Raw genomic sequence first — 19834 nt, 5'->3', positions numbered from 1 at the left:
GACTGTGCTCATGGATCTGCGCCGCTTGAGTGGCTGGTCAGTGCTGTTGGGGCTGACGCTGTTGCCATCGTTGTCGATGGCGGCGGGCAAGTGCGAACGCCTGGTGGTGACCGGCAGCCCGGACGCGCCGCCCTATCTGTGGCGTGACCCGCAGAATCCCAAGCACTTGATGGGCGCCAGCGCCGACCTGTTGCAGCACGTAGCGGGTGAACTGGGAGTGAAGGTCGAGCTGCTGTACAGCGGCAAGCGCTCCGAAGCCCTGGACGAGGTGCGCAGCGGGCGCATGGACCTGCTGGCCGACGCGCCACTGACCCTGAGCGAGCTGGAGTCCCTGGACTACATTCATCCGGCCCTGGTGCAAAACGATTACCTGGTCTGGACCCGCAAAGACTCGACCCTGGTCTACAGCCAGATGGCCGACCTGCAAGGCCATGCCGGCGCCGTATCGGAAAAGGCCCGGCTGACCCAGCCCTTTGCTGCCTTGGCCAAGGAGCAACTGAGCCTCAAGCGCCTGCCCAACCTGACCCAGGTGTTCCAGAAGCTGCTGCTGGGGGAGGTGGAGTACGTGCTGGCCCCGCGTTATGCCGGCATGGCCATGGCGCAGTCCCTGGGCATGGCCAATGACCTGCAAGCCTTCCCCCAGGCGGTGGATAAACCCGGGCTGTTCCTGGCCATCTCTCACAACTCGGCCTGCAATGACCCCTGGTTGCGCGGACAGCTGGCGAAAAAGATGACAGAATTGCCCGCGTCCGGTCTGACGGAAGCCTTGCTGCAGCGCAATCTAGAGCTGTGGAAGGCGCAGTTGCAGCAACCCGTCAGCGCCCCAAAACAGTAGGAATCTTGTGTGAGTATTCGACCTCTTTTCGCTGCCCTGGCCGTTTTGGCTCTGGCGGGTTGTGCAGCCGATCCGGCGCCGAATGAACAATTGCGCCTGACCGAGCAAGCGCTGGAACAGGCCAAGGCGGTAGGCGCCTCGGCAGACGAAGTCCCGGAGTTGAAACTCGCCGAGGACAAGTTCACCCAGGCCCAGGCCGACATGCAGGACCAATCTTTCAAGGACGCGCGGATGCAAGCCGAACAGGCCGAGTTGGATGCGCGCTTGGCGGAAGCCCGGGTCCTGACCCTGAAAAGCCAGGAACAGTTGAAGGTGCTCAACACCCGCATCACTCGCCTGCGCAAGCAACTGGGAGATGCCCAATGAAGTTGATCAAGGGGGGAGTGGGCACAGCCCTGATTTTGGCGCTGGGCGGCCTTTATGGCTGCGCCGGCCAGCACGGCGACGCCGCCTTGCAACAAGCCAGCAGCGACTTCCAGAAGGTCAAGGAAGACGCCAATGTGCTGCGTATCGCGCCCAAGGACGTGATCCGCGCCGGTGAATCCCTGGCTCGCGCCGACCGTCTGTCCAGCTATTGGGGCAGTGGCGCCGACGTAGTGCATTACGCGTACCTGAGCCAGCGCTACAGCGAAATCGCCCGCGAGCACAGCGAGCAGGTGCTCAACCAGGAGCGTGCGACCAAGCTTGAACTGGAGCGCCAGCGCCTGCAGTTGGCCTTGCGCGAAGCCAAGTTGATCAGCGTGCAGCAGCAGGGCAAGTGGCTTGAAGAACAGATCATCAGCCTGGCCACCACCCAGACCGACCGCGGCCTGGTGATGACCCTGGGCGACGTGCTGTTCGACACCGGCGAAGCGGAGCTCAAGAGCTCGGCCAATCGCACCGTGCTCAAGGTGGTGCAGTTCCTGCAACTGAACCCCAAGCGCGTGGTGCGCATCGAGGGCTACACCGACAACACCGGCGACAAGCAGCACAATCTGCAACTGTCCCGTGATCGCGCGCAGTCGGTGGCGGATGTGCTGGTGGACCTGGGCATCGACGAGAAGCGGGTCCAGGTCGAAGGTTATGGCGACGATTACCCGGTGGAGGCGAATGCCTCGGAGCGGGGGCGGGCGCAGAACCGTCGGGTGGAGATTGTGTTCTCCGACGAAGCCGGCCAACTCGGCGCTGCCCGCTAAGGTTGGGGCGGTCAAAAAGACCCGGTTACCCTTGGCGGTGCCGGGTTTTTTAATGCCTGTGAAGAGCGTGGCAAAATCCAGCGGTTTTGCTTTTCACTGCACTGTATCCTCGACTATTGTAGAAACTGTCCCAGTACACTTCGTAACTGTTCCGGTATTGTTCCGGTATTGCTTCGCACAAAAATAAAATGCCCGTGAAACCGAGTGCCGCGTCATGACCAACCTCTTGCTCTATCAACGTATCGCCCAGCAACTGGCCGAAGACATCCGCCGTGGTGTCTATCAGCCCGGGGAGCGCGTGCCTTCCGTGCGCAAGATGAGCTCGCAGCTCAACGTCAGCCATGCCACGGTGCTTCAGGCCTACGCCAACCTTGAGGATCAGGGGCTGATCCGCGCGCGGCCGCAATCGGGTTACTACGTGCACCAGACGCCGGCGCTGACCGCGCCGACCCCGGACATCGCCCGGGTCGAGCGCCCGGGCCTGGTCACGCGTAGCAGCATCATCCAGCAGGTGCTGGTGGAGTCCCGGCGCGAAGGGGTGTTTCCTCTCGGGGCGGCGGTGCCCAGCGTGGATTACCTGCCCGTGCGGGCGCTGCACCAGCAACTGGCCAAGGTCACGCGGTTCCATAGCCCGCGGGCGTTCAGCTACATGTTCAGCCCGGGTTTCGAGCCGTTGCGCCGCCAAGTGGCGATTCGCATGCGCGATGCCGGCGTGGTGGTGGACCCGTCGGAAGTGGTGATTACCCACGGTTGTGTCGACGCCCTGCAGATGTCGCTGCGGGTTTTGACCCGCCCGGGCGACCTGATCGCCGCCGAGTCGCCGACCTATTACGGTTTGCTGCAACTGGCGGATCTGCTGGGTCTGAAGGTGATCGAGATCCCCAGTGACCCGGCCACCGGCATGAGCCTGGAGGCACTGCAACTGGCGGCCAACCAGTGGTCGATCAAGGCTTTGGTGCTGACCACGCGCCTGAGCAATCCCCTGGGCGGCACCATGCCCGAGGAGCGGCAGAAGCAGTTGCTGCGCCTGGCCTCGGATTTCGATATCCAGGTGGTTGAGGACGACATTTATGGCGAGCTGATGTTTGAAGTCGGCCGCACCAAGGCGCTGAAAGCCTACGACCGCCTGGACCGGGTGATCTATTGCTCGAGTTTTTCCAAGACCCTGTCGCCGGGCGTGCGGATCGGCTGGATGATTGCCGGTAAATATCAGCAGGAGATCCAGCGCCTGCAGACCTTCAGCACCCACTCCGCCTGCAGCGTGACCCAGATGGGCGTGGCCGCCTATCTGGAAAACGGCGGCTACGATCGGCACCTGCGGCATATCCGCCAGGAGTACCGCAAGAACCTCAGCGCCTTCCAGTTGGCGGTGCAGCAGTACTTTCCCGAAGGCACGCAGATCACTCGGCCCACCGGTGGCTTTATTCTCTGGGTCAGTTTGCCGGGGCGGGTCAACACCCAGGAACTGCATGTACGGGCCTTGCAGCAAGGCATCAGCATTGCCCCGGGGCTGATCTTCAGCAATACCGAGCAATTCAACCACTGCATCCGCCTCAATTGCGGCACCCCGTGGAATCGCGAGGCCGAGCGGGCATTGATGACCCTGGGCATGTTGGCCAGCCAATTGTGCCAGGAGGCGGCCGGCGGTTTTTAACGGGTCGGGTCTCAATGCTTGTCATGACGTCCGCAACGAGCGAGCATATGGCACCTTTGGTTGACCCTGCCTGTGTGTATGAACGTTTTTTCGCCTGCCTTATGGTTGTCGCTTTGCCTGCTCGGCGCCGTCAGTGCCGGCCCGGTACAGGCGGCGTCGGCCCAGGAAAAGACGCCAGCTCCCGCAGCGCAGCCGCAGCCATCGTCGAGCAGCCACTCCAGTGCTGCGAAGAAGGCCCCGGCAACCAAGGCTCCGGTGAAACCCAAGGCTAAGCCGGCCAAACCGGTGAAAAAGCGCGCGCCGATAGCCTCCAAGTCCAAATCCGCCAGCGAGATTGCCAAGACGCCTTTGCCGCCCGCCAAGCTCGATCTGAGCTTGCCTCAGGAGATGGTCAAGCACCTGCAGCCGATCGGTTCGGTCGATCTGCCCAAGCGTCAGCCATTGTTGCCGCAGATGTTTGGCGAGAAGCCCAAGGACACCAGTCCGTTTCAGCTCAACGGGCGCTTGTTGAGCAACGAAATGCAATTGCAGCTGCGTAACGAAGAGCGCCGTGATGTTGAAGGCGCGGCCCTGGATTTCGAGTTCAAACAGTAAAAATCCCCCTGAGTGTGACTGCCGGGACCGACACTTTGTCGGAGACTGATCAGTCACGCGTGGTTGAGCGCAAAAACCGTTCTTTGAGCAATTTAAAACGGCTGTTTTAGCGGTTACTCTTACTGCGCGTCATTCAACCCTTTGCCCGTCGCGAGGAGCTTTTCGCCATGAAATGCCGTGAAGGTTGTGGCGCTTGCTGCATTGCCCCCTCCATCAGTACGCCGATGCCCGGTATGCCCGATGGCAAGCCGGCCGGAGAACGTTGCATTCATCTCTCTGTCGAACACCTGTGTGCGTTGTTTGGCCGGCCCGAACGGCCTCCGGTGTGCGGGGCCTTTCAGGCGGACGTAGAAGTGTGTGGCGACAGCCGTGAAGAGGCCATCCGCTTGATCGGTTGGTGGGAGCAAGTGACGGCGGCCTGAGGTGTTGTCAATGAACGGAACTTCAACAATAAGGAATAAGACAATGGGTTCGTTGCATCGAGTGGCTGTGTTCTGTGGTTTGACCGTTCTGTTGGCGACCACGGCCCAGGCTGAAGACTGGCAAACCGCCAAGGATCAGGACGGCATCAAGGTCTCCTTGAGTGAAGTGGCCGGTTCCAAATACAAGGCTTACCGTGGTGTGACCACCATGAAAACCTCCATCGCCAAGCTGCGCAGCCTGCAGGACGATGTCGTTGGCGCCTGTGCCTGGATTCATGAGTGCAAGACGCAGAAGTTGCTCAAGCACGAAGGCGATCAAAGCTGGACTTACACCCAATTCAACACGCCCTGGCCGGTCACTGCCCGTGACTCGGTGCTGCATGTCACCACCACCCAGGGCGCCGATGGAAGCCTGACGCGCAAACTTGAAGGCGTGCCGACCTACATTCCGGAAGAGAGCGGTTTTGTCCGTGTGGCGCAGGTCGAGGGCTATTGGAGGTTCGTGCCCAAAGGCGCGGACCAGGTCGAAGTGACCTACCAGGTGCACACCGAGCCGGGTGGCAGCGTGCCGTCCTGGCTGGCCAACAAGTTTGTGGTCGATGCTCCGTTCAATACGCTGAAGGCGCTGAAGGAGCGTGCCGAGAAGCCTTGATCGGTATTGTGCTGTGCCCTGAGAGGCCACCTGCGGGTGGCCTTTTTATTGCCGGCAGATGAGGGGCGCGGAACGTTTGCCAGGGGCCCAGGGTCGAGATGTTGTGAGCCCATTCAGGGGCTTTATCGAGGAGGCACCGATGCAAAAGTGGCAAGTCACTTTCGTTGACGATCATGGCGTCCAGTCCGTGGAAGAGTTCGAGTGCGAACAACAACCCGACATGGAGCATGCGGCGCAACTGATCCGGGCCAAGCTGTTGCCGGTTCCGGCGACCCTGGATCTGAATGATCTGGAGGGCCGTACACTGGAGCCGACGGTCAAGAGCCTGAAAGATCAGAACAGTATTCAAATCCTCAGCATCACGCCGATTTAGTCACTTCTCTTGTTGGCCTCAAAGCAGTTCTTGGCAGCGCCCCATTCTTGGCGCTAATCTGCGAACGAGATCAGCGAACCCATCGCTAACCTCTGATCTTCTCAGCGACATGCTTGTTTCCTGGCGGCGATGTTCTCGCCGTATTGCCTGCACCGTTCGGTTGCAGGCAAGGGAGTACGGAAAGTCTATCCATCGGTTTTAGGAGGACGTTTCATGAGCACAGCCCATCAAGAAGACATCAGCAGCAACGTGCTGCGCCGCATGAAAGAAGGCGGCTTCGACTTTTCACGATTCCATCCCATCGAGTTCTACGCCATTTTCCCGGATGAGGAGCGGGCGCGCAGGGCGGCAGGACAATTTCGCGGTGAATCCTTGAATGCCCAGGTCAGTGCCCGTGATGACGGCGCCTGGTACTTGGAACTGAGCAAGGTGATGTACGCCACCTACGGCGGCATCGGGGATTTTGAACAGGACTTTGAGGCAGTGGTCGAACCCTTGGGTGGAATTATCGAAGGTTGGGGCGTGAAACAGGAGGTTCGAGGGCGGCCCATGTAAGCCTTTGGATCGGTAGTGCTGTTGATGATTGGCTGACCTTCGGGTCGGCCAATTTCGTTTCTGCGGGGTAAAAAAAGGCCACCTGCTTAGGGTGGCCGAAAGGGAAGAGCGTTGAAATCGGTGGCGCGGCGGGTAACGGGCAACCTGGGAAGTCAGTGCCAGCCATGGGGGGCTGGCTGTTCGAGGTGCGGCACGAGCCCGGTTATTTCGGGTTACGAAGTTTCTGCGCGATGGGGCGGATTATCGACAGCTTTGCCCGGGCAGTGAAATCAACTCTGACTATGCTGGTGATAGCCATGGCCTTTGCTTCGCAATGAAGCATGGGTGAACACCGTGGGGAGTTTGCTGCACAGCTCCGGTGCGTGGCCTTTGGGGACGTTATCCAACTGTCTGATATCAAAGCGTTTATGCCGATGGCACGGGCCTTGCGAAGCCTAGATGTCCGGGTGACAAGGAGTACGGCATGATCCGCACCTTTTATGACGAGATGTACGATTCCGGCGGCGTGGTTCGCCCGCATTACCGGGAGTTCGCCCGTTGGCTGGCAAGCACGCCCGACGAGCTCCTGGCGCAGCGCCGGCGTGAGGCCGACCTGCTCTTTCATCGTGCAGGCATCACCTTCACGCTCTATGGCGATGAGCAGGGCACCGAGCGGCTGATCCCGTTCGACACCATCCCTCGCAGCATCCCCGCCAGCGAGTGGCGGATTGTCGAGCGTGGCTGCATCCAGCGGGTCAAGGCGCTGAACATGTTTCTCGCCGACCTCTACCACCAGCAACGCATTATCAAAGCCGGGATCATCCCCGCCGAGCAGGTGCTGGCCAACGAGCAGTACCAGCTGGCGATGCAGGGCCTGAACCTGCACCGCGACATCTACTCGCATATTTCGGGCGTTGACCTGGTACGCGATGGCGACGGCACCTATTACGTGCTCGAAGACAACCTGCGCACCCCCAGCGGCGTGAGCTACATGCTCGAAGACCGCAAGATGATGATGCGTCTGTTCCCCGAGCTGTTCGCCGCCCAGCGCATCGCACCAATCGACCATTACCCCAACCTGTTGCTCGACACCCTGAAAAGCTCCAGCCCCCTGGATAACCCCAGCGTGGTGGTGCTGACCCCCGGGCGTTTCAACAGCGCGTTCTTCGAACATGCGTTCCTGGCCCGTGAAATGGGCGTCGAGCTGGTGGAGGGCGCCGACCTGTTTGTGCGGGATGAGCGGGTGTTCATGCGCACCACCGACGGGCCCAAGGCGGTGGATGTGATCTACCGCCGCCTCGACGATGCCTTCCTAGATCCCCTGGCCTTCAACCCACAATCGATGCTGGGCGTGCCCGGGCTGTTGTCGGCCTACCGCTCGGGCAATGTGGTGCTGGCCAACGCCATTGGCACCGGGGTCGCCGATGACAAGTCGGTGTACCCCTTTGTCACCGAGATGATCCGTTTCTACCTGGATGAAGAGCCGATCCTGAAAAACGTGCCCACCTGGCAATGCCGCAACCCCTCCGAGCTGTCCCATGTGCTGGCCCACCTGCCGGAGCTGGTGGTCAAGGAAACCCAAGGCTCGGGCGGCTACGGCATGCTCGTGGGCCCAGCGGCCACCACCGCGGAGATCGAAGCCTTCCGCGAGCGGATCAAGGCCAAGCCCCATGCCTATATCGCTCAGCCGACCCTGTCCCTGTCCACCTGCCCGACCTTTGTCGAGAACGGTATTGCCCCGCGCCATATCGATTTGCGGCCCTTTGTCTTGTCTGGCCGGGAAACCCGTGTGGTGCCGGGTGGTCTCACCCGTGTGGCCCTGCGTGAAGGCTCCCTGGTGGTGAATTCCTCCCAGGGCGGCGGAACCAAGGACACCTGGGTGGTCGAGGATTAAGGAAGCCTGTCATGTTGAGTAGAACTGCCTCGGATTTGTATTGGATGTCGCGGTATCTGGAGCGGGCGGAAAACCTCGCGCGGATGCTCGACGTCAGTTATTCGCTGTCGCTGATGCCCCAGGATGGGCGCGGTGACGGCCTGCACGAACTGGCCATGCCGCTGCTGATTACCGGCACCCTGGATGATTACCTGGAACGCCACGGCGAGCTGCACGCCGAGCGCCTGTTGCACTTTTTTGCCCTGGATGCCGCCAACCCGGCCAGCATCTACAGCTGCCTGGGCTCGGCCCGCGCCAGTGCCCATGCGGTGCGCGGGCGAATCACCGCCGACATGTGGGAAAACATCAACGCCACCTGGCTGGAGATTCGCGGCATCGCCGAGCAGGGCCTGAGCCGCTATGGCATGAGCCGTTTCTGCGAGTGGATCAAGGAGCGCTCCCACCTGTTTCGCGGGGCCACCTACGGCACCATCATGCGCAACGACGCCTTTCGCTTCATTCGCCTGGGGACCTTTATCGAGCGCGCCGACAACACCCTGCGTCTGCTCGATGCCCGTTATGAAATGGCCGGCGACCAGGCCGACGTGGTCAGCGATGGCACCGCCCATGCCTATTACCAGTGGAGCGCCTTGCTGCGAGCCCTGTCGTCCTTCGAGGCCTACACCGAGATCTACCGCGATGCCCCGGGCTCACGGCAGGTCGCCGAGCTGCTGCTGTTGCGCGCCGATGTGCCGCGCTCCCTGCGCGCCTGCACCGAGGAAATCGACCAGATCCTTGGCAGCCTGCCCGGAGCCAACGGTCGCCCGGCCCAGCGCCTGGCAGCGGAACTGGACGCACGCCTGCGTTACACCGGCATCCACGAGATTCTCGACGAAGGCTTGCACGCCTGGCTCACCGAATTCATCCCACTGGTGCGCCAGTTGGGCAACGCCATCTACACGTCGTACCTGGAGGCAGTATGAGACTCTCCATCAGCCATGAAACCGCCTATCACTATGAAGACCAGGTGCGCGCCAGCATCCAGTACCTGCGCTTGACGCCCCATGACAGCGAGCGTCAGCACGTGCTCAGTTGGCAACTGGACTTGCCGCGCCCGGTGCGTGCGCAGATCGATCCCTTCGGCAATATCTTCCATGTGCTGACGGTGGACGAACCCCATGAAGCGATCATCATCGGTGCCCGCGGCCAAGTGGACATCGACGAGTTGCGCGAGGCTGAACACGAAGATCGATCGGCGTTGCCTTTCCTGCGCTTCACTCGCCTGACCGAGGCTGACCCAGCGTTGCGCGCCTTTGCCGAGCAGCAGTGCCGCCAGCGTCGGGACCGCACCGGGTTGATCGACTTGATGCATGGGTTGAACCAGCACATGGTTTACCAGCCGGGCTCCACCGAGATTGAAACCAGCGCCGCCGAAGCCTTTGCCGGCGGTGCCGGGGTGTGCCAGGACCATACCCATGCCTTTCTCGCCTGCGCCCGCAGCCTGGGCATTCCCGCCCGGTTCGTCTCGGGTTACCTGTACAGCGAAAACAGTGAACACCTGGCCAGCCACGCCTGGGCGGAAGCCTGGCTGGACGACGCTTGGTACAGCTTTGACGTGACCAACGAACTGGCCCGGCCTGAGCGCCACTTGAAGCTGGCGGTGGGCCTGGATTACCTGGATGCCTGCCCGGTGCGGGGCATGCGGCGCGGCGGCGGGGGCGAGCAGATGCACGCCAAGGTGCGGGTGGCGCCAGCCATTGCGGTGCAGCGCCAGTAAGCTGCTTGCGTAACGAACGGCCGAGCTACGGGGCGCTTTGTTTGCGCCCTGCCATGTGCTTCAGGTACGCCACCAGCCGGTCCAGTTCAGGGTCGGTCAGCACGCTGCTGGAGAACCCTGGCATCTTCGCCTGGGGCCAGCGGCGCAGGCTCTGTGGGTCGCGGATGTAGCGCTTGAGGAAGTCGCCGCCGAAGTACTCGGTGGGGCTGTAGGGGATGTTCAGGTCCGGGCCGAATTGCGAGTCGCCTGCGCCATTGAGGCGATGGCAGGCCAGGCAGTTTTTCTGAAACAGTGCAAAGCCCAGGTTCACCGGATCGTCGGCCGCCAGTTGCGGGGCCGGGCGCAGTGCCGGGAAGCGTTCGGCCACCGGCGCCAGGCGCTTGATGCTGGCGACCTCGAAGGGCCATTGTTCGGGGCTGATGTGCCCGGCCTGGGGGTTGCTCCAGACCAGGTAGAACGGCCCTGCGCTGTGTTTGCCTTCACCGAGTGCCGGCCAGGGCTGGGCCGGGTCTTCAATCGCCAGCCAGGCTTGTGCGCCTTGGCGATTGAGCAGTGGCCCGGCGCTGAGTTCGGCGGCAAAGCCGTCCAGGGCAACCGCCTGCAGATGGTCTTCTGCCTTGATCCCATTGAGCAAGACGGCGATCGGCACCGCGCGATATTGCATGTCGCGTTTGTAGGAGACGTCATCCTTGATGCTGATGGTCCGGGCTTCGGGGTGCTTGAGCAGTTCTTCGGTCTGCCAGGTACGGCTGCCGGCCCCTAGGTCGATGACCAGTTGCGCGGCTGACAGGGAAGGGCTGAGGAGCAGGGCTGTGCAGAAAAGTAGAGGTTTCAATTGATCGCCGTCACATCGTCGTCGGTGGGTTCGTCGCCTGGCAGCACATCAATGGGTTGGGAGACGTGATCGAACAGGGCGTCTCGCAACTCTTCGTAGTTGCCGCCGTTGACGATACCGAAGTAGCCATGTTTGATCAGGGTGTCTTCGGCCTCGAGGGCGTGCTGGTTGGTGTCGCTGTAGATGACCACCGTGGCGTTGGGGTCCAGCACCATCTTGCGCAACTGGTAGGCCAGGCCCTCGGCGCTGATGCCGGTGCCGTCCTCCAGTTCAAGGTCGACCTGCAGTGAGTTGTGCACGTTGCCGGCGGCAAAGTCGCTGTTGTTGCGCAAGTCCAGGATCAGCGCGCCATCATTGATCTCGTCCACTGCACGGTTGACGTCAACGATGCCCGCCTGGGCGGTGAGGCAGCTGCAGAGTGCTGCGAGTGCAAGCCAATGGCGCATGAATCTTCCCCGTTCGATGGTGCAGGAAGACTGGCACACAAGTCCGTACCCCGGTAGTTGGCCGGGGTAAAAAGTTGCCGAAGTGGATGCAAGACCTGCCAGGCCCTAGCCAATCACCTTGGTGAGATTGGGCAAGATCAGCAGCAGTGTGGTTGCAAAAAGAATGAGCCCCGCCTGACGTACTTTCGAATGTTTAAACATGGCTGAGTGCCTTTTGTTGTTATTCCTGAGCATCTGATTCATGTCGCTCTACTTCACTATGAGCCGCCCATGTGTCCTTTTTCTTACGCGTTCCCCATAAAAACTCTTTCCAACATGCCGCCTTTCTACCTTAGGGGCCTTGTATCCTCTGGCTTAGATCCATTTCATATGAATTTATAAATCTAACTGCTTAAAAAGGCATGAGGCCTATTGCCACCTTCTTGGCCAGCCTTTGGCTAGACACTTTGCCGAGTGCCGCGCAGGGATCTGTTAGCCGGCTACCGTTCGTCTGAGCGTGACCGTCAAGGCCACTGAGCGTATCGGTCATTGAATCCACGGCGCTCGCGCTCAAAAGTGACGACTCGCCTTTCCCCCCCTGCACAGCGGTTCGAGGACGTCATGACCCAAGCGTTGATATTCGATGCGTTACGCACCCCCCGTGGCAAAGGCAAGGCCGATGGCGCCTTGCACGGCGTCAAACCGGTGAACCTGGTGGCCGGCCTGCTCGGCGCGTTGCAGCAGCGCACCGACCTCGATACCAGCCAGGTGGACGACATCGTCCTGGGCTGCGTGACCCCGGTGGGCGACCAAGGGGCGGACATCGCCAAGACCGCAGCGCTGGTGGCTGATTGGGATGTCAGCGTGGCTGGGGTGCAGATCAACCGTTTCTGCGCGTCGGGGCTGGAGGCGGTCAACCTCGGAGCAATGAAGGTGCGCTCCGGGTTCGAGGAACTGGTGGTGGTCGGGGGCGTCGAGTCGATGTCACGGGTGCCCATGGGCAGCGACGGCGGTGCCTGGGTGCTGGACCCGCAGACCAATCTGCACAGCCACTTCACGCCCCAGGGCATCGGCGCCGACCTGATTGCCACCCTGGAAGGCTTCAGCCGCGAAGACGTCGATAGCTTTGCCCTGCATTCCCAGCACAAAGCCGCCCGTGCGCGGGCCGCAGGCGCGTTCAGTAAGTCCCTGGTGGCGGTGCGGGACCAGAATGGCTTGGTGTTGCTGGACCATGATGAGTTCATTCGCGCTGACAGCTCCCTTGAAGGCCTGGGCAAGCTCAAGCCGAGTTTCGAGATGATCGGGCACATGGGTTTCGACGCCACCGCGTTGCGGGTCTACAGCCATGTCGAGCGCATCGACCATGTGCACACCCCGGGCAACAGTTCTGGGATCGTCGATGGTGCGGCCCTGATGCTGATCGGTTCCGAAGCCAAGGGCCGCGAACTGGGGCTCAAGCCGCGGGCACGGATCGTAGCCACGGCGGTGACCAGCACCGACCCGACCATCATGCTCACCGGCCCTGCGCCCGCCACGCGCAAGGCCTTGGCCAAGGCTGGATTGAGGGTCGAGGACATCGACTTGTTCGAGGTCAACGAAGCCTTTGCCTCGGTGGTGCTCAAGTTCATCAAGGACATGGCCATCGACCGGCCCGGGTCAACGTCAATGGCGGTTCCATCGCCATGGGCCACCCCTTGGGCGCCACCGGTTGCGCGATCCTCGGCACCCTGCTCGACGAACTGGAAGTCCGCCAGCAGCGCTATGGCCTGGCGACCCTCTGTGTCGGCGGCGGCATGGGCATCGCCACCATTCTCGAACGCCTCTGAGCCCCGACTTCAAGGACCTTTGTCATGACCGCAGCCATCCGTTACGAAAAAGGCCAGGACCAGATCGTGGTGCTGACCCTCGATATGCCGGGCCAGAGCGCCAACACCATGAATGCCGTGTACCGCGACGCCATGGCCGCCACGCTGGCGCGGCTACAGGCCGAACAGGCGTCGATTGCCGGGGTGATCATTACCTCGGCGAAAAAGACTTTCTTTGCCGGCGGCGACCTCAATGAATTGATCAAGGTGGGCAAGCCCGAGGCCCGTGCGTTCTACGACCATGTGCTGGACCTCAAGGGCCAGTTGCGCACCCTAGAAACCTTCGGCAAGCCGGTGGTGGCGGCGATCAATGGCACGGCCCTGGGTGGTGGTTGGGAAATCTGTCTGGCCTGTCATCACCGAATCGCCCTGGACGACAGCGGGCTGCGAATCGGGCTGCCGGAAGTCACCCTGGGGTTGTTGCCGGGCGGCGGCGGTGTGGTGCGCATGGTGCGTTTGCTGGGGCTGGAAAAGGCCCTGCCTTATCTGCTGGAGGGCCGGAAGGTACGGGCGCAGCAGGCGCTGCAGGCCGGCTTGATCGATGAGTTGGCGGCGGATCGCCCAGCGTTGCTGGATCAGGCGCGGGCCTGGATCCTGGCCAATCCCCAGGCCAGACAGCCTTGGGACATCAAGGGTTATCAGATCCCCGGCGGTACGCCTGCCCAGCCGAAAGTTGCCCAGATGCTGGCCATTGCGCCGTCGATCCTGCGGGCCAAAACCCAGGGCTGCTTTCCGGCACCGGAGAAGATCCTCTGCGCGGCGGTGGAGGGGGCTCAGGTGGACTTCGACACCGCGCAGTTGATTGAGGCCCGCTACTTCACCGAACTGGTCACGGGCCAGGTGGCGAAGAACATGATCGGTGCCTTCTGGTTCCAGCTCAATCAGGTCAATGCCGGCAGTTCTCGTCCCCAGGGCGTGGCGCCTTATGTGACGAAAAAGGTCGGGGTGCTGGGTGCCGGCATGATGGGCGCGGGGATCGCCCATGTCAGCGCCGTGGCCGGTGTTGAGGTGGTGCTCAAAGACATCAGCCTGGCGGCGGCCGAGAAGGGCAAGGCGCATTCGGCGGCCCTGCTGGACAAGCAAGTCGCCCGTGGCCAGTTGAACCAAGCGCAGCGCGAAACGACCCTGGCTCGCATTCACTGCAGCGAGGACGATGCGGACCTGGCGGGTTGCGACCTGATCATCGAAGCGGTGTTCGAGGACCGGGCGCTCAAGGCCAAGGTTTCGGCGGCCGCACGGGAGGTGGTAGGCGCGGAGGCGGTCATGGCCTCCAATACGTCGACCCTGCCCATTACCGGCCTGGCGACGGCGGTGCCCAACCCCGACAAGTTCATCGGCCTGCACTTCTTCAGCCCTGTGGAAAAAATGCCCCTGGTGGAAATCATCAAGGGCGCCCAGACCAGCGACGCGACCCTGGCCCGGGGCTTCGACTTTGTCCGGCAGATCAACAAGACGCCGATCGTGGTCAACGACCGCCGTGGTTTCTTCACCTCACGGGTGTTCGGCACCTTTACCAATGAAGGCATCGCCATGCTGGGCGAGGGAATTGCAGCGCCGATGATCGAGACCGAGGCGCGCAAGGCTGGCATGCCCGTCGGCCCCTTGGCGATTTCCGATGAGGTGTCGCTGAGCCTGATGAGCCATATCCGCGAGCAGACGACCAAGGACCTGCATGCCGAAGGCAAGGAGGCCACCCGTCACCCGGCCTTTGCGGTGATCGATGCGCTGGTCCATGAGTACCAGCGGCCCGGTAAAGCCGCGGGCGCTGGCTTCTACGATTACCCGGCGCCAGGCCAGAAACACCTGTGGCCAACCTTGCGCACGCGCTTTTACCAGGCCGATGCGCAGATCCCGCCCCAAGATGTACGGGACCGGCTGCTGTTCGTGCAGGCCATTGAAACCGTGCGCTGCCTGGAGGAGGGGGTGTTGCAGTCGACGGCCGACGCCAATATCGGTTCGATCCTCGGCATCGGCTTTGCCGCCTGGACCGGGGGCGCCTTGCAGTTCATCAATCAGTACGGGCTCAAGGACTTCATCGCGCGCGCGCAGTATTTGGCCGAGCAATATGGCCAGCGTTTTGCCCCACCGGCGCTGTTGCTGGAAAAGGCCAGCCAGGGCCTGTTGTTCTGACCTCGAAGGGCACAGAGTGATGCAGTGCGGGGCTTGCCTTGACGTGGCGTTTCAAGGCAGGCTCTGGGCGTTCATTTTTCCCTTCATCGTGTCAGGTATTTTTTATGTCGCTACGCATCTGCATCCTGGAAACCGACATTCTGCGCCCCGAGCTGGTCGATCAATATCAGGGTTACGGGCAGATGTTCCAGCGCCTGTTCTCGCGGCAACCGATCGCCGCCGAGTTCAGCATCTTCAACGTGATGCAAGGCGACTACCCGAGCGATGAGTTGAGCTTCGACGCTTACCTGGTGACGGGCAGCAAGGCCGACTCCTTTGGCAGCGATCCGTGGATTCAGACCCTCAAGACCTATCTGCTGGCGCGCTACGAGCGTGGCGACAAGCTGCTGGGCATCTGCTTCGGTCACCAACTGCTGGCGCTGTTGCTGGGTGGCAAAAGCGAGCGCGCGACCCAAGGCTGGGGTGTGGGTACCCACAACTATCAACTGGCCGCCAAGGCGCCGTGGATGAACCCGGTGGTGGAAGAATTGACGCTGTTGATCAGCCACCAGGACCAGGTGACGGCGTTGCCGGAAAACGCCACGGTGATTGCCTCCAGCGACTTCTGCCCGTTTGCCGCCTACCACATCAACGACCAGGTGCTGTGCTTCCAGGGCCACCCGGAATTCATTCACGACTACTCCCGGGCGTTGCTGGATATCCGCCAGCAGCACCTGGGGGAGCAGATTTACCAGAAGGGCATGGCCAGCCTTGAGCATGACCACCACGGCACCACGGTGGCGGAGTGGATGATGCGGTTCGTGGCCCACAAGCCCGAAGCCAAGTCGGCCTGACCTTGCGCCCGCTCCCTTGGCCGGGGCGGGCGTTTGAACCCTACAGCCAGCCGGAACGCTTGAAGCTGGCCCACAAGCCGATGCAGCCTACACCGATGAACCCCAGCACGCCGAAGTAGCCGTAGTGCCAGCTCAGCTCCGGCATGTTCTGGAAGTTCATCCCATAGATCCCCGCCACTGCGGTGGGGAACGCGAGGATCGCCGCCCAGGCGGCGAATTTGCGTTGCACCACACTTTGTCGCGAGGCTTCCAGCAGCACGCCGATCTCGATGGTCTGGCTGGCGATGTCGCGCAGGGTAGAAAGGTCCTCCATCTGCCGGGTCACGTGGATCTGCACATCGCGGAAATACGGGCGCATGTTTTTGTCGATAAACGGGAAGCTGAGCTTCTGCAGCTCTTCGCTGATTTCTACCATCGGCGCCACATGGCGACGCAGGCGCAACACATCGCGGCGCAGGCCGTGAAGGTGCTGGACATCCCGTTCGTTGAGTGAGTTGCACAGCACGTTGCGCTCCAGTTCGTCGATCTCGGCGTGAATGGCTTCGCTGACCGGCTGGTAGTTCTCGGTGACGAAATCCAGCAGCGCGTAGAGCACAAAATCTTCCCCATGCTCCAGCAGCAGCGGTCGCGCTTCACAGCGTTGGCGCACATAGCCGTAGGATTTGGAGTGACCGTTGCGGGCCGTGATGATGTAGCCGTTGCCAGCAAAGATATGGGTTTCGATGAACTCCAGCTTGCCGCCTTCGCGCACGGGCGAGTAGGTGACGATAAACAGCGCGTCGCCGAAGGTTTCCAGCTTCGGCCGGCTGTGTTTTTCCAGGGCATCCTCGATGGCCAGTTCGTGCAGGTTGAACTGGCGTTGCAGATTGGCCAACTCGTGGGCATTGGGCTCTTCAAGGCCGATCCACACAAAGTGCCCGGGCTTGGCCGCCCAGGCCGCGCCTTCATCCAGGGTGATATCCGTAACTTTCTTGCCCGCGCTATAAACGGCAGCAGCAACAACTCTACCCATGGTTCCGATTCGCTTCTTCTTATCAATATGAGGGTGACAGGCCTTGAGCAGCTTAGCCTGCAATGCCTGATCAGAGTCAGTGCGCGTGCAAGAGTTCGGGGCAATAAAAAACCCGCCAGCGGCGGGTTTGATCGACGAACAGTGGAATCAGGCGCCTTGCAACTGCCGATCCATGGCGGCGATGCAGTCGCGCATCTGCTCGCGGCACTGGGCCATCAGCTGCGGCATGTCGTCCATGCTCAGCCCAGCGGTAGGGATGGCGGGCAGTGAGCGAATCAGAATCTTGCCAGCGCGCCAGCGGTTCAGGCGCATGTGCTTGATGTAGGTGCTGGCGCACACAGGAATGATCGGCACACCGGCGGCGATTGCCATTTGGAACGCGCCCTTCTTGAGGGGCAACAGCTCCTCGCCGAGGTTGCGGGTGCCTTCAGGGAAGACCCAGATCGACGTCTCTTTGTGCTGCAGCGTGTGGGTGGTGGTCAGCATCGAGCGACGCGCCTTTTGCGCATTGCCGCGGTCAATCAGCACGTTGCCCGCCAGCCAGAACAACTGGCCAAAAAGTGGTACCCACTTCAGGCTCTTCTTGCCGATACACACGGTACGCCGCGGCACCACGTTGCCGAACACGAACAGGTCGTAGTTGGACTGGTGGTTGGCGATGATCACGCAGCCGTTTGGCTTGTCCATCAAGGGCCCGACTTCGGCCTTGACCCGCAGGCCGAGGAAGCACATCGCCGGCAACGCATAAAAGCGGGCGCACAGGCGGCTGTTGTCAGGGTTGAAGGGGCGGCACAGCCCGAGCAGCACGCCGAGCACACCGGCGGCGATAAAATGCAGGCCCATCAACAACATGCGAAACAGATACAGCATTTACAGGCCCACCGAGGCAAAAGGTGGCGCAGTGTACGGATGTGCACTATTTTCGGCAATTACCGCGAGTAGGGCGCAGATGGCCGATATTTAAGGGCATGTTTCCGAGGGCAATCGCAGCCCTGATCTAGAGCGGCGGGAGATGTGTGGCGAGTACCGGGCACAAAAAAGCCCCGCACATGGGGCGGGGCCTGTGGGTGCCGCCCTTACTTTCTCCTGGGCTGGGCTTTGGGGAAAAACAACGAACCGCTGACGACGGGCATTGCCCCTGAACGACTCTTGCCTGCTGAAGACCTGCTTGGCCGCTCTTCAACATTGTCTTCGAAAGCCGCTTGGCCGCAGCGCACCAGGTTGTTGATTGGGAACTCATCCCCGTTGTCCTCGATATAAGGAGTACTCATATCCCTGTTCCCTCCAACAACCGACCAGTACCGGCAAGCACCTGATTGCCTGGGTAATACTGGCCGTCACAGCTTTTGAGACTAGACGGTCATTTACAGACTTGCCGACCGCTCGGGCAAAGGCCGACGAATGGCGGCGAATTCAACAGGAGCGGCACGGGGCTCGAGTGGCGTTAATCGTTACCTGCCAACGCGCCCACTCTGAAATAATCGCCACTTTCAGGTCGGCCCCACTCCACAAGGATGAGTCCCATGCAATGCGTTCCCTTGATCGATGCCAGTGCCGAGGTACAAGCCCAGGTACGTGCGCTGCGCAACCAGGCGGATGTGCGCAAATACATGTACACCTCCCATGAAATCAGCGAACAAGAGCACGCCAATTGGTTGAACTCACTGGCAGGCAATCCGCGCCAGGCGGTTTTTGTGGTGATGCTGGAAGGGCAGGCCGCCGGTGTGGTTTCGCTGAACGCCATCAACCCGCAGCAGAGAACCGCCGACTGGGCGTTTTACCTGGACACGCAGTTACAAGGCAAAGGCCTGGGCAGCCTGGTGGAGTTCTGGATGCTCGACTATGCCTTCAATACGGCGCAGTTGGAAAAACTCAACTGCGAGGTCCTGGAAACCAACCCGGCGGTGATCAAGATGCACCAGAAGTTCGGCTTCCTGATAGAAGGCGTGCGGCGTCGCAATGTCATCAAGGACGGCCAGCGCATCGACGTCACCCTGCTGGGCATCACCCGGGACGAATGGGCCAGCAAGCGCCCGAGCCTGGAACCGCTGATTGCACGCTTGGGCGGACTCGGTCGAGGCTGATCGACAGGCAACAAAAAACCCCTGAGGCTTTGACGCCTTCAGGGGTTTTTTGTACATCGAATATGGCGGTGAAGGAGGGATTCGAAACTACCCGTGAGCGATTTTCGGAACCAGGCCCCCCGGTTTACAAGGGCTGTAGCCCAGCGGCTCGCATAGGATCTGTCCCATGGCGGTCCCATGGCTTAAATGCACCAGGTTGCAGAATGTGGTCGTATCAGGGGTTTTTCCCGTTTTATGTTGAGCCCTGGGAAAAAGGTAATTTTGGTAATGCGCTTTCAAAGTAGGGGATAAACCCCAATAAAATCAGGTGGTTGGTAGGTTTTTGTAGAGGTAATAATAAGGTAATAAGATGGTTAGAAAATTACCTTTAGCATGAGTAATACCGAGTCACCGCCAGGCCCAGTAAAATAAGGGCTTGAACAAAATATTACCTTTCGCCTTACCTAAAATTACCCTCTGAGGTAATGCCTGGAAGCCACGATTTACAAGGGCTCCAGCCGGTTTTCATCCATCGATTACCAAAATTACCTTTTTCCCAGCCCTCGTTTGGAAAATGCCCAGGCGATATTCGCTTTTCCGTCTTTTTCACAGGGGCGAAATAGGTACTGAGTGCCAGCAGATCTGTGGTGATGCGGTGCAATGACGAGAAACACCGGAGAGCCTTATGGGCCGCGCCTCACAGTGGTTTTTTCTATCTGATTGTGCTGTCTCTGAATCGCACCTGGTGAGAGCCGTTCCAAAAATGAAAACCTCGTCTTTCG

Annotated in this window: 20 protein-coding genes and 1 pseudogene; 16 read left to right on the top strand and 5 right to left on the bottom strand. The window is 60.9% G+C overall.

Going from position 1 to position 19834, the window contains the following annotated elements; all coding sequences use genetic code 11:
* Nucleotides 1-10: 10 nt before the first annotated feature.
* The 12 genes from M1B34_RS14750 (at nt 11) to M1B34_RS14695 (ending at nt 9889) form a co-directional block, all read left to right on the top strand.
* Nucleotides 11-835 carry a substrate-binding periplasmic protein gene (locus M1B34_RS14750; RefSeq protein WP_268265509.1) on the top strand — a complete coding sequence of 275 codons (825 nt, stop codon included), beginning with the start codon at nt 11-13 and terminating at the stop codon, nt 833-835.
* Between the two features lie 9 nt (nt 836-844).
* Nucleotides 845-1201, top strand: coding sequence for a DUF4398 domain-containing protein (locus M1B34_RS14745; RefSeq protein ID WP_123330434.1), 357 nt, complete (start codon nt 845-847; stop codon nt 1199-1201).
* Nucleotides 1198-2010 carry an OmpA family protein gene (locus tag M1B34_RS14740; RefSeq protein ID WP_123330436.1) on the top strand — a complete coding sequence of 271 codons (813 nt, stop codon included), beginning with the start codon at nt 1198-1200 and terminating at the stop codon, nt 2008-2010. The genes M1B34_RS14745 and M1B34_RS14740 overlap by 4 nt, the downstream gene beginning before the upstream one ends.
* Nucleotides 2011-2224: 214 nt before the next feature.
* On the top strand, nt 2225-3664 hold the full coding sequence (locus tag M1B34_RS14735; RefSeq protein WP_123330438.1) for an aminotransferase-like domain-containing protein: 1440 nt from the start codon (nt 2225-2227) through the stop codon (nt 3662-3664).
* Nucleotides 3665-3742: 78 nt separating this feature from the next.
* Entirely contained in the window at nt 3743-4258 is a 516-nt protein-coding gene (locus M1B34_RS14730; RefSeq protein WP_268265508.1) for a translation initiation factor 2, read from the top strand.
* Between the two features lie 167 nt (nt 4259-4425).
* Nucleotides 4426-4680, top strand: coding sequence for a YkgJ family cysteine cluster protein (locus M1B34_RS14725; protein ID WP_123330442.1), 255 nt, complete (start codon nt 4426-4428; stop codon nt 4678-4680).
* 43 nt (nt 4681-4723) lie between these two features.
* Entirely contained in the window at nt 4724-5332 is a 609-nt protein-coding gene (locus tag M1B34_RS14720; protein WP_268265507.1) for an START domain-containing protein, read from the top strand.
* Between the two features lie 139 nt (nt 5333-5471).
* Nucleotides 5472-5705, top strand: a complete 234-nt coding sequence (locus M1B34_RS14715; protein WP_123330446.1) for a hypothetical protein — start codon at nt 5472-5474, stop codon at nt 5703-5705.
* A 213-nt stretch (nt 5706-5918) separates the two neighbouring features.
* Nucleotides 5919-6260 (top strand): ribonuclease E inhibitor RraB, encoded by a 342-nt coding sequence (locus M1B34_RS14710; RefSeq protein WP_123330448.1) that lies wholly within the window; start codon nt 5919-5921, stop codon nt 6258-6260.
* A gap of 463 nt (nt 6261-6723) precedes the next feature.
* Nucleotides 6724-8133, top strand: coding sequence for a circularly permuted type 2 ATP-grasp protein (locus M1B34_RS14705; RefSeq protein WP_268265506.1), 1410 nt, complete (start codon nt 6724-6726; stop codon nt 8131-8133).
* An 11-nt stretch (nt 8134-8144) separates the two neighbouring features.
* Nucleotides 8145-9095, top strand: a complete 951-nt coding sequence (locus M1B34_RS14700; RefSeq protein ID WP_268264000.1) for an alpha-E domain-containing protein — start codon at nt 8145-8147, stop codon at nt 9093-9095.
* Nucleotides 9092-9889, top strand: coding sequence for a transglutaminase family protein (locus tag M1B34_RS14695; protein WP_123330454.1), 798 nt, complete (start codon nt 9092-9094; stop codon nt 9887-9889). The genes M1B34_RS14700 and M1B34_RS14695 overlap by 4 nt, the downstream gene beginning before the upstream one ends.
* A 25-nt stretch (nt 9890-9914) precedes the next feature.
* Here the strand turns inward: M1B34_RS14695 and M1B34_RS14690 are convergent, their stop codons facing one another.
* Both M1B34_RS14690 and M1B34_RS14685 read right to left on the bottom strand, forming a co-directional pair.
* Nucleotides 9915-10724, bottom strand: coding sequence for a c-type cytochrome (locus M1B34_RS14690; RefSeq protein WP_268265505.1), 810 nt, complete (start codon nt 10722-10724; stop codon nt 9915-9917).
* Nucleotides 10721-11170 (bottom strand): rhodanese-like domain-containing protein, encoded by a 450-nt coding sequence (locus tag M1B34_RS14685; RefSeq protein ID WP_123330458.1) that lies wholly within the window; start codon nt 11168-11170, stop codon nt 10721-10723. The genes M1B34_RS14690 and M1B34_RS14685 overlap by 4 nt, the downstream gene beginning before the upstream one ends.
* Before the next feature lie 600 nt (nt 11171-11770).
* Here M1B34_RS14685 and M1B34_RS14680 point away from each other — a divergent pair.
* The 3 genes and pseudogenes from M1B34_RS14680 to M1B34_RS14670 all read left to right on the top strand — a co-directional run bounded on the left by M1B34_RS14680 (nt 11771) and on the right by M1B34_RS14670 (nt 15977).
* Nucleotides 11771-12975 (top strand): annotated as a pseudogene (locus tag M1B34_RS14680) (acetyl-CoA C-acetyltransferase).
* A gap of 24 nt (nt 12976-12999) precedes the next feature.
* Nucleotides 13000-15144, top strand: coding sequence for a 3-hydroxyacyl-CoA dehydrogenase NAD-binding domain-containing protein (locus tag M1B34_RS14675; RefSeq protein WP_268265504.1), 2145 nt, complete (start codon nt 13000-13002; stop codon nt 15142-15144).
* Nucleotides 15145-15248: 104 nt separating this feature from the next.
* Nucleotides 15249-15977, top strand: a complete 729-nt coding sequence (locus M1B34_RS14670) for an amidotransferase (RefSeq protein ID WP_268265503.1) — start codon at nt 15249-15251, stop codon at nt 15975-15977.
* Nucleotides 15978-16017: 40 nt separating this feature from the next.
* On the opposite strand, the gene M1B34_RS14665 is transcribed toward M1B34_RS14670, so the two are convergent.
* The 3 genes from M1B34_RS14665 to M1B34_RS14655 all read right to left on the bottom strand — a co-directional run bounded on the left by M1B34_RS14665 (nt 16018) and on the right by M1B34_RS14655 (nt 18260).
* Nucleotides 16018-16989, bottom strand: coding sequence for a magnesium and cobalt transport protein CorA (locus M1B34_RS14665; protein WP_123330466.1), 972 nt, complete (start codon nt 16987-16989; stop codon nt 16018-16020).
* Nucleotides 16990-17136: 147 nt separating this feature from the next.
* Nucleotides 17137-17859, bottom strand: a complete 723-nt coding sequence (locus tag M1B34_RS14660; RefSeq protein ID WP_123330468.1) for a 1-acylglycerol-3-phosphate O-acyltransferase — start codon at nt 17857-17859, stop codon at nt 17137-17139.
* Between the two features lie 206 nt (nt 17860-18065).
* Complete coding sequence (locus M1B34_RS14655; RefSeq protein ID WP_123330470.1) at nt 18066-18260, bottom strand: hypothetical protein; 195 nt, start codon at nt 18258-18260, stop codon at nt 18066-18068.
* Between the two features lie 252 nt (nt 18261-18512).
* Here M1B34_RS14655 and pseH point away from each other — a divergent pair, with 252 nt between their 5' ends.
* Nucleotides 18513-19073, top strand: a complete 561-nt coding sequence (gene pseH / locus M1B34_RS14650) for a UDP-4-amino-4,6-dideoxy-N-acetyl-beta-L-altrosamine N-acetyltransferase (protein WP_268265502.1) — start codon at nt 18513-18515, stop codon at nt 19071-19073.
* Nucleotides 19074-19834 lie beyond the last annotated feature (761 nt).

The sequence above is a fragment of the Pseudomonas morbosilactucae genome (assembly GCF_023241715.1).
GTDB lineage: Bacteria > Pseudomonadota > Gammaproteobacteria > Pseudomonadales > Pseudomonadaceae > Aquipseudomonas > Aquipseudomonas morbosilactucae.
The sequence above is the reverse complement of the archived record's forward strand: the minus strand, read 5'-3'. Positions and strand labels throughout refer to the sequence as shown.

Bases quoted from the DNA above. Each gene is read 5' to 3' on its own strand.
- M1B34_RS14750 (WP_268265509.1), top strand. From the start codon at position 11: ATGGATCTGCGCCGCTTGAGTGGCTGGTCAGTGCTGTTGGGGCTGACG.
- M1B34_RS14740 (WP_123330436.1), top strand. From the start codon at position 1,198: ATGAAGTTGATCAAGGGGGGAGTGGGCACAGCCCTGATTTTGGCGCTG.
- M1B34_RS14735 (WP_123330438.1), top strand. From the start codon at position 2,225: ATGACCAACCTCTTGCTCTATCAACGTATCGCCCAGCAACTGGCCGAA.
- M1B34_RS14730 (WP_268265508.1), top strand. From the start codon at position 3,743: ATGAACGTTTTTTCGCCTGCCTTATGGTTGTCGCTTTGCCTGCTCGGC.
- M1B34_RS14725 (WP_123330442.1), top strand. From the start codon at position 4,426: ATGAAATGCCGTGAAGGTTGTGGCGCTTGCTGCATTGCCCCCTCCATC.
- M1B34_RS14720 (WP_268265507.1), top strand. From the start codon at position 4,724: ATGGGTTCGTTGCATCGAGTGGCTGTGTTCTGTGGTTTGACCGTTCTG.
- M1B34_RS14715 (WP_123330446.1), top strand. From the start codon at position 5,472: ATGCAAAAGTGGCAAGTCACTTTCGTTGACGATCATGGCGTCCAGTCC.
- M1B34_RS14710 (WP_123330448.1), top strand. From the start codon at position 5,919: ATGAGCACAGCCCATCAAGAAGACATCAGCAGCAACGTGCTGCGCCGC.
- M1B34_RS14705 (WP_268265506.1), top strand. From the start codon at position 6,724: ATGATCCGCACCTTTTATGACGAGATGTACGATTCCGGCGGCGTGGTT.
- M1B34_RS14700 (WP_268264000.1), top strand. From the start codon at position 8,145: ATGTTGAGTAGAACTGCCTCGGATTTGTATTGGATGTCGCGGTATCTG.
- M1B34_RS14695 (WP_123330454.1), top strand. From the start codon at position 9,092: ATGAGACTCTCCATCAGCCATGAAACCGCCTATCACTATGAAGACCAG.
- M1B34_RS14685 (WP_123330458.1), bottom strand. From the start codon at position 11,170: ATGCGCCATTGGCTTGCACTCGCAGCACTCTGCAGCTGCCTCACCGCC.
- M1B34_RS14675 (WP_268265504.1), top strand. From the start codon at position 13,000: ATGACCGCAGCCATCCGTTACGAAAAAGGCCAGGACCAGATCGTGGTG.
- M1B34_RS14670 (WP_268265503.1), top strand. From the start codon at position 15,249: ATGTCGCTACGCATCTGCATCCTGGAAACCGACATTCTGCGCCCCGAG.
- M1B34_RS14665 (WP_123330466.1), bottom strand. From the start codon at position 16,989: ATGGGTAGAGTTGTTGCTGCTGCCGTTTATAGCGCGGGCAAGAAAGTT.
- M1B34_RS14660 (WP_123330468.1), bottom strand. From the start codon at position 17,859: ATGCTGTATCTGTTTCGCATGTTGTTGATGGGCCTGCATTTTATCGCC.
- M1B34_RS14655 (WP_123330470.1), bottom strand. From the start codon at position 18,260: ATGAGTACTCCTTATATCGAGGACAACGGGGATGAGTTCCCAATCAAC.
- pseH (WP_268265502.1), top strand. From the start codon at position 18,513: ATGCAATGCGTTCCCTTGATCGATGCCAGTGCCGAGGTACAAGCCCAG.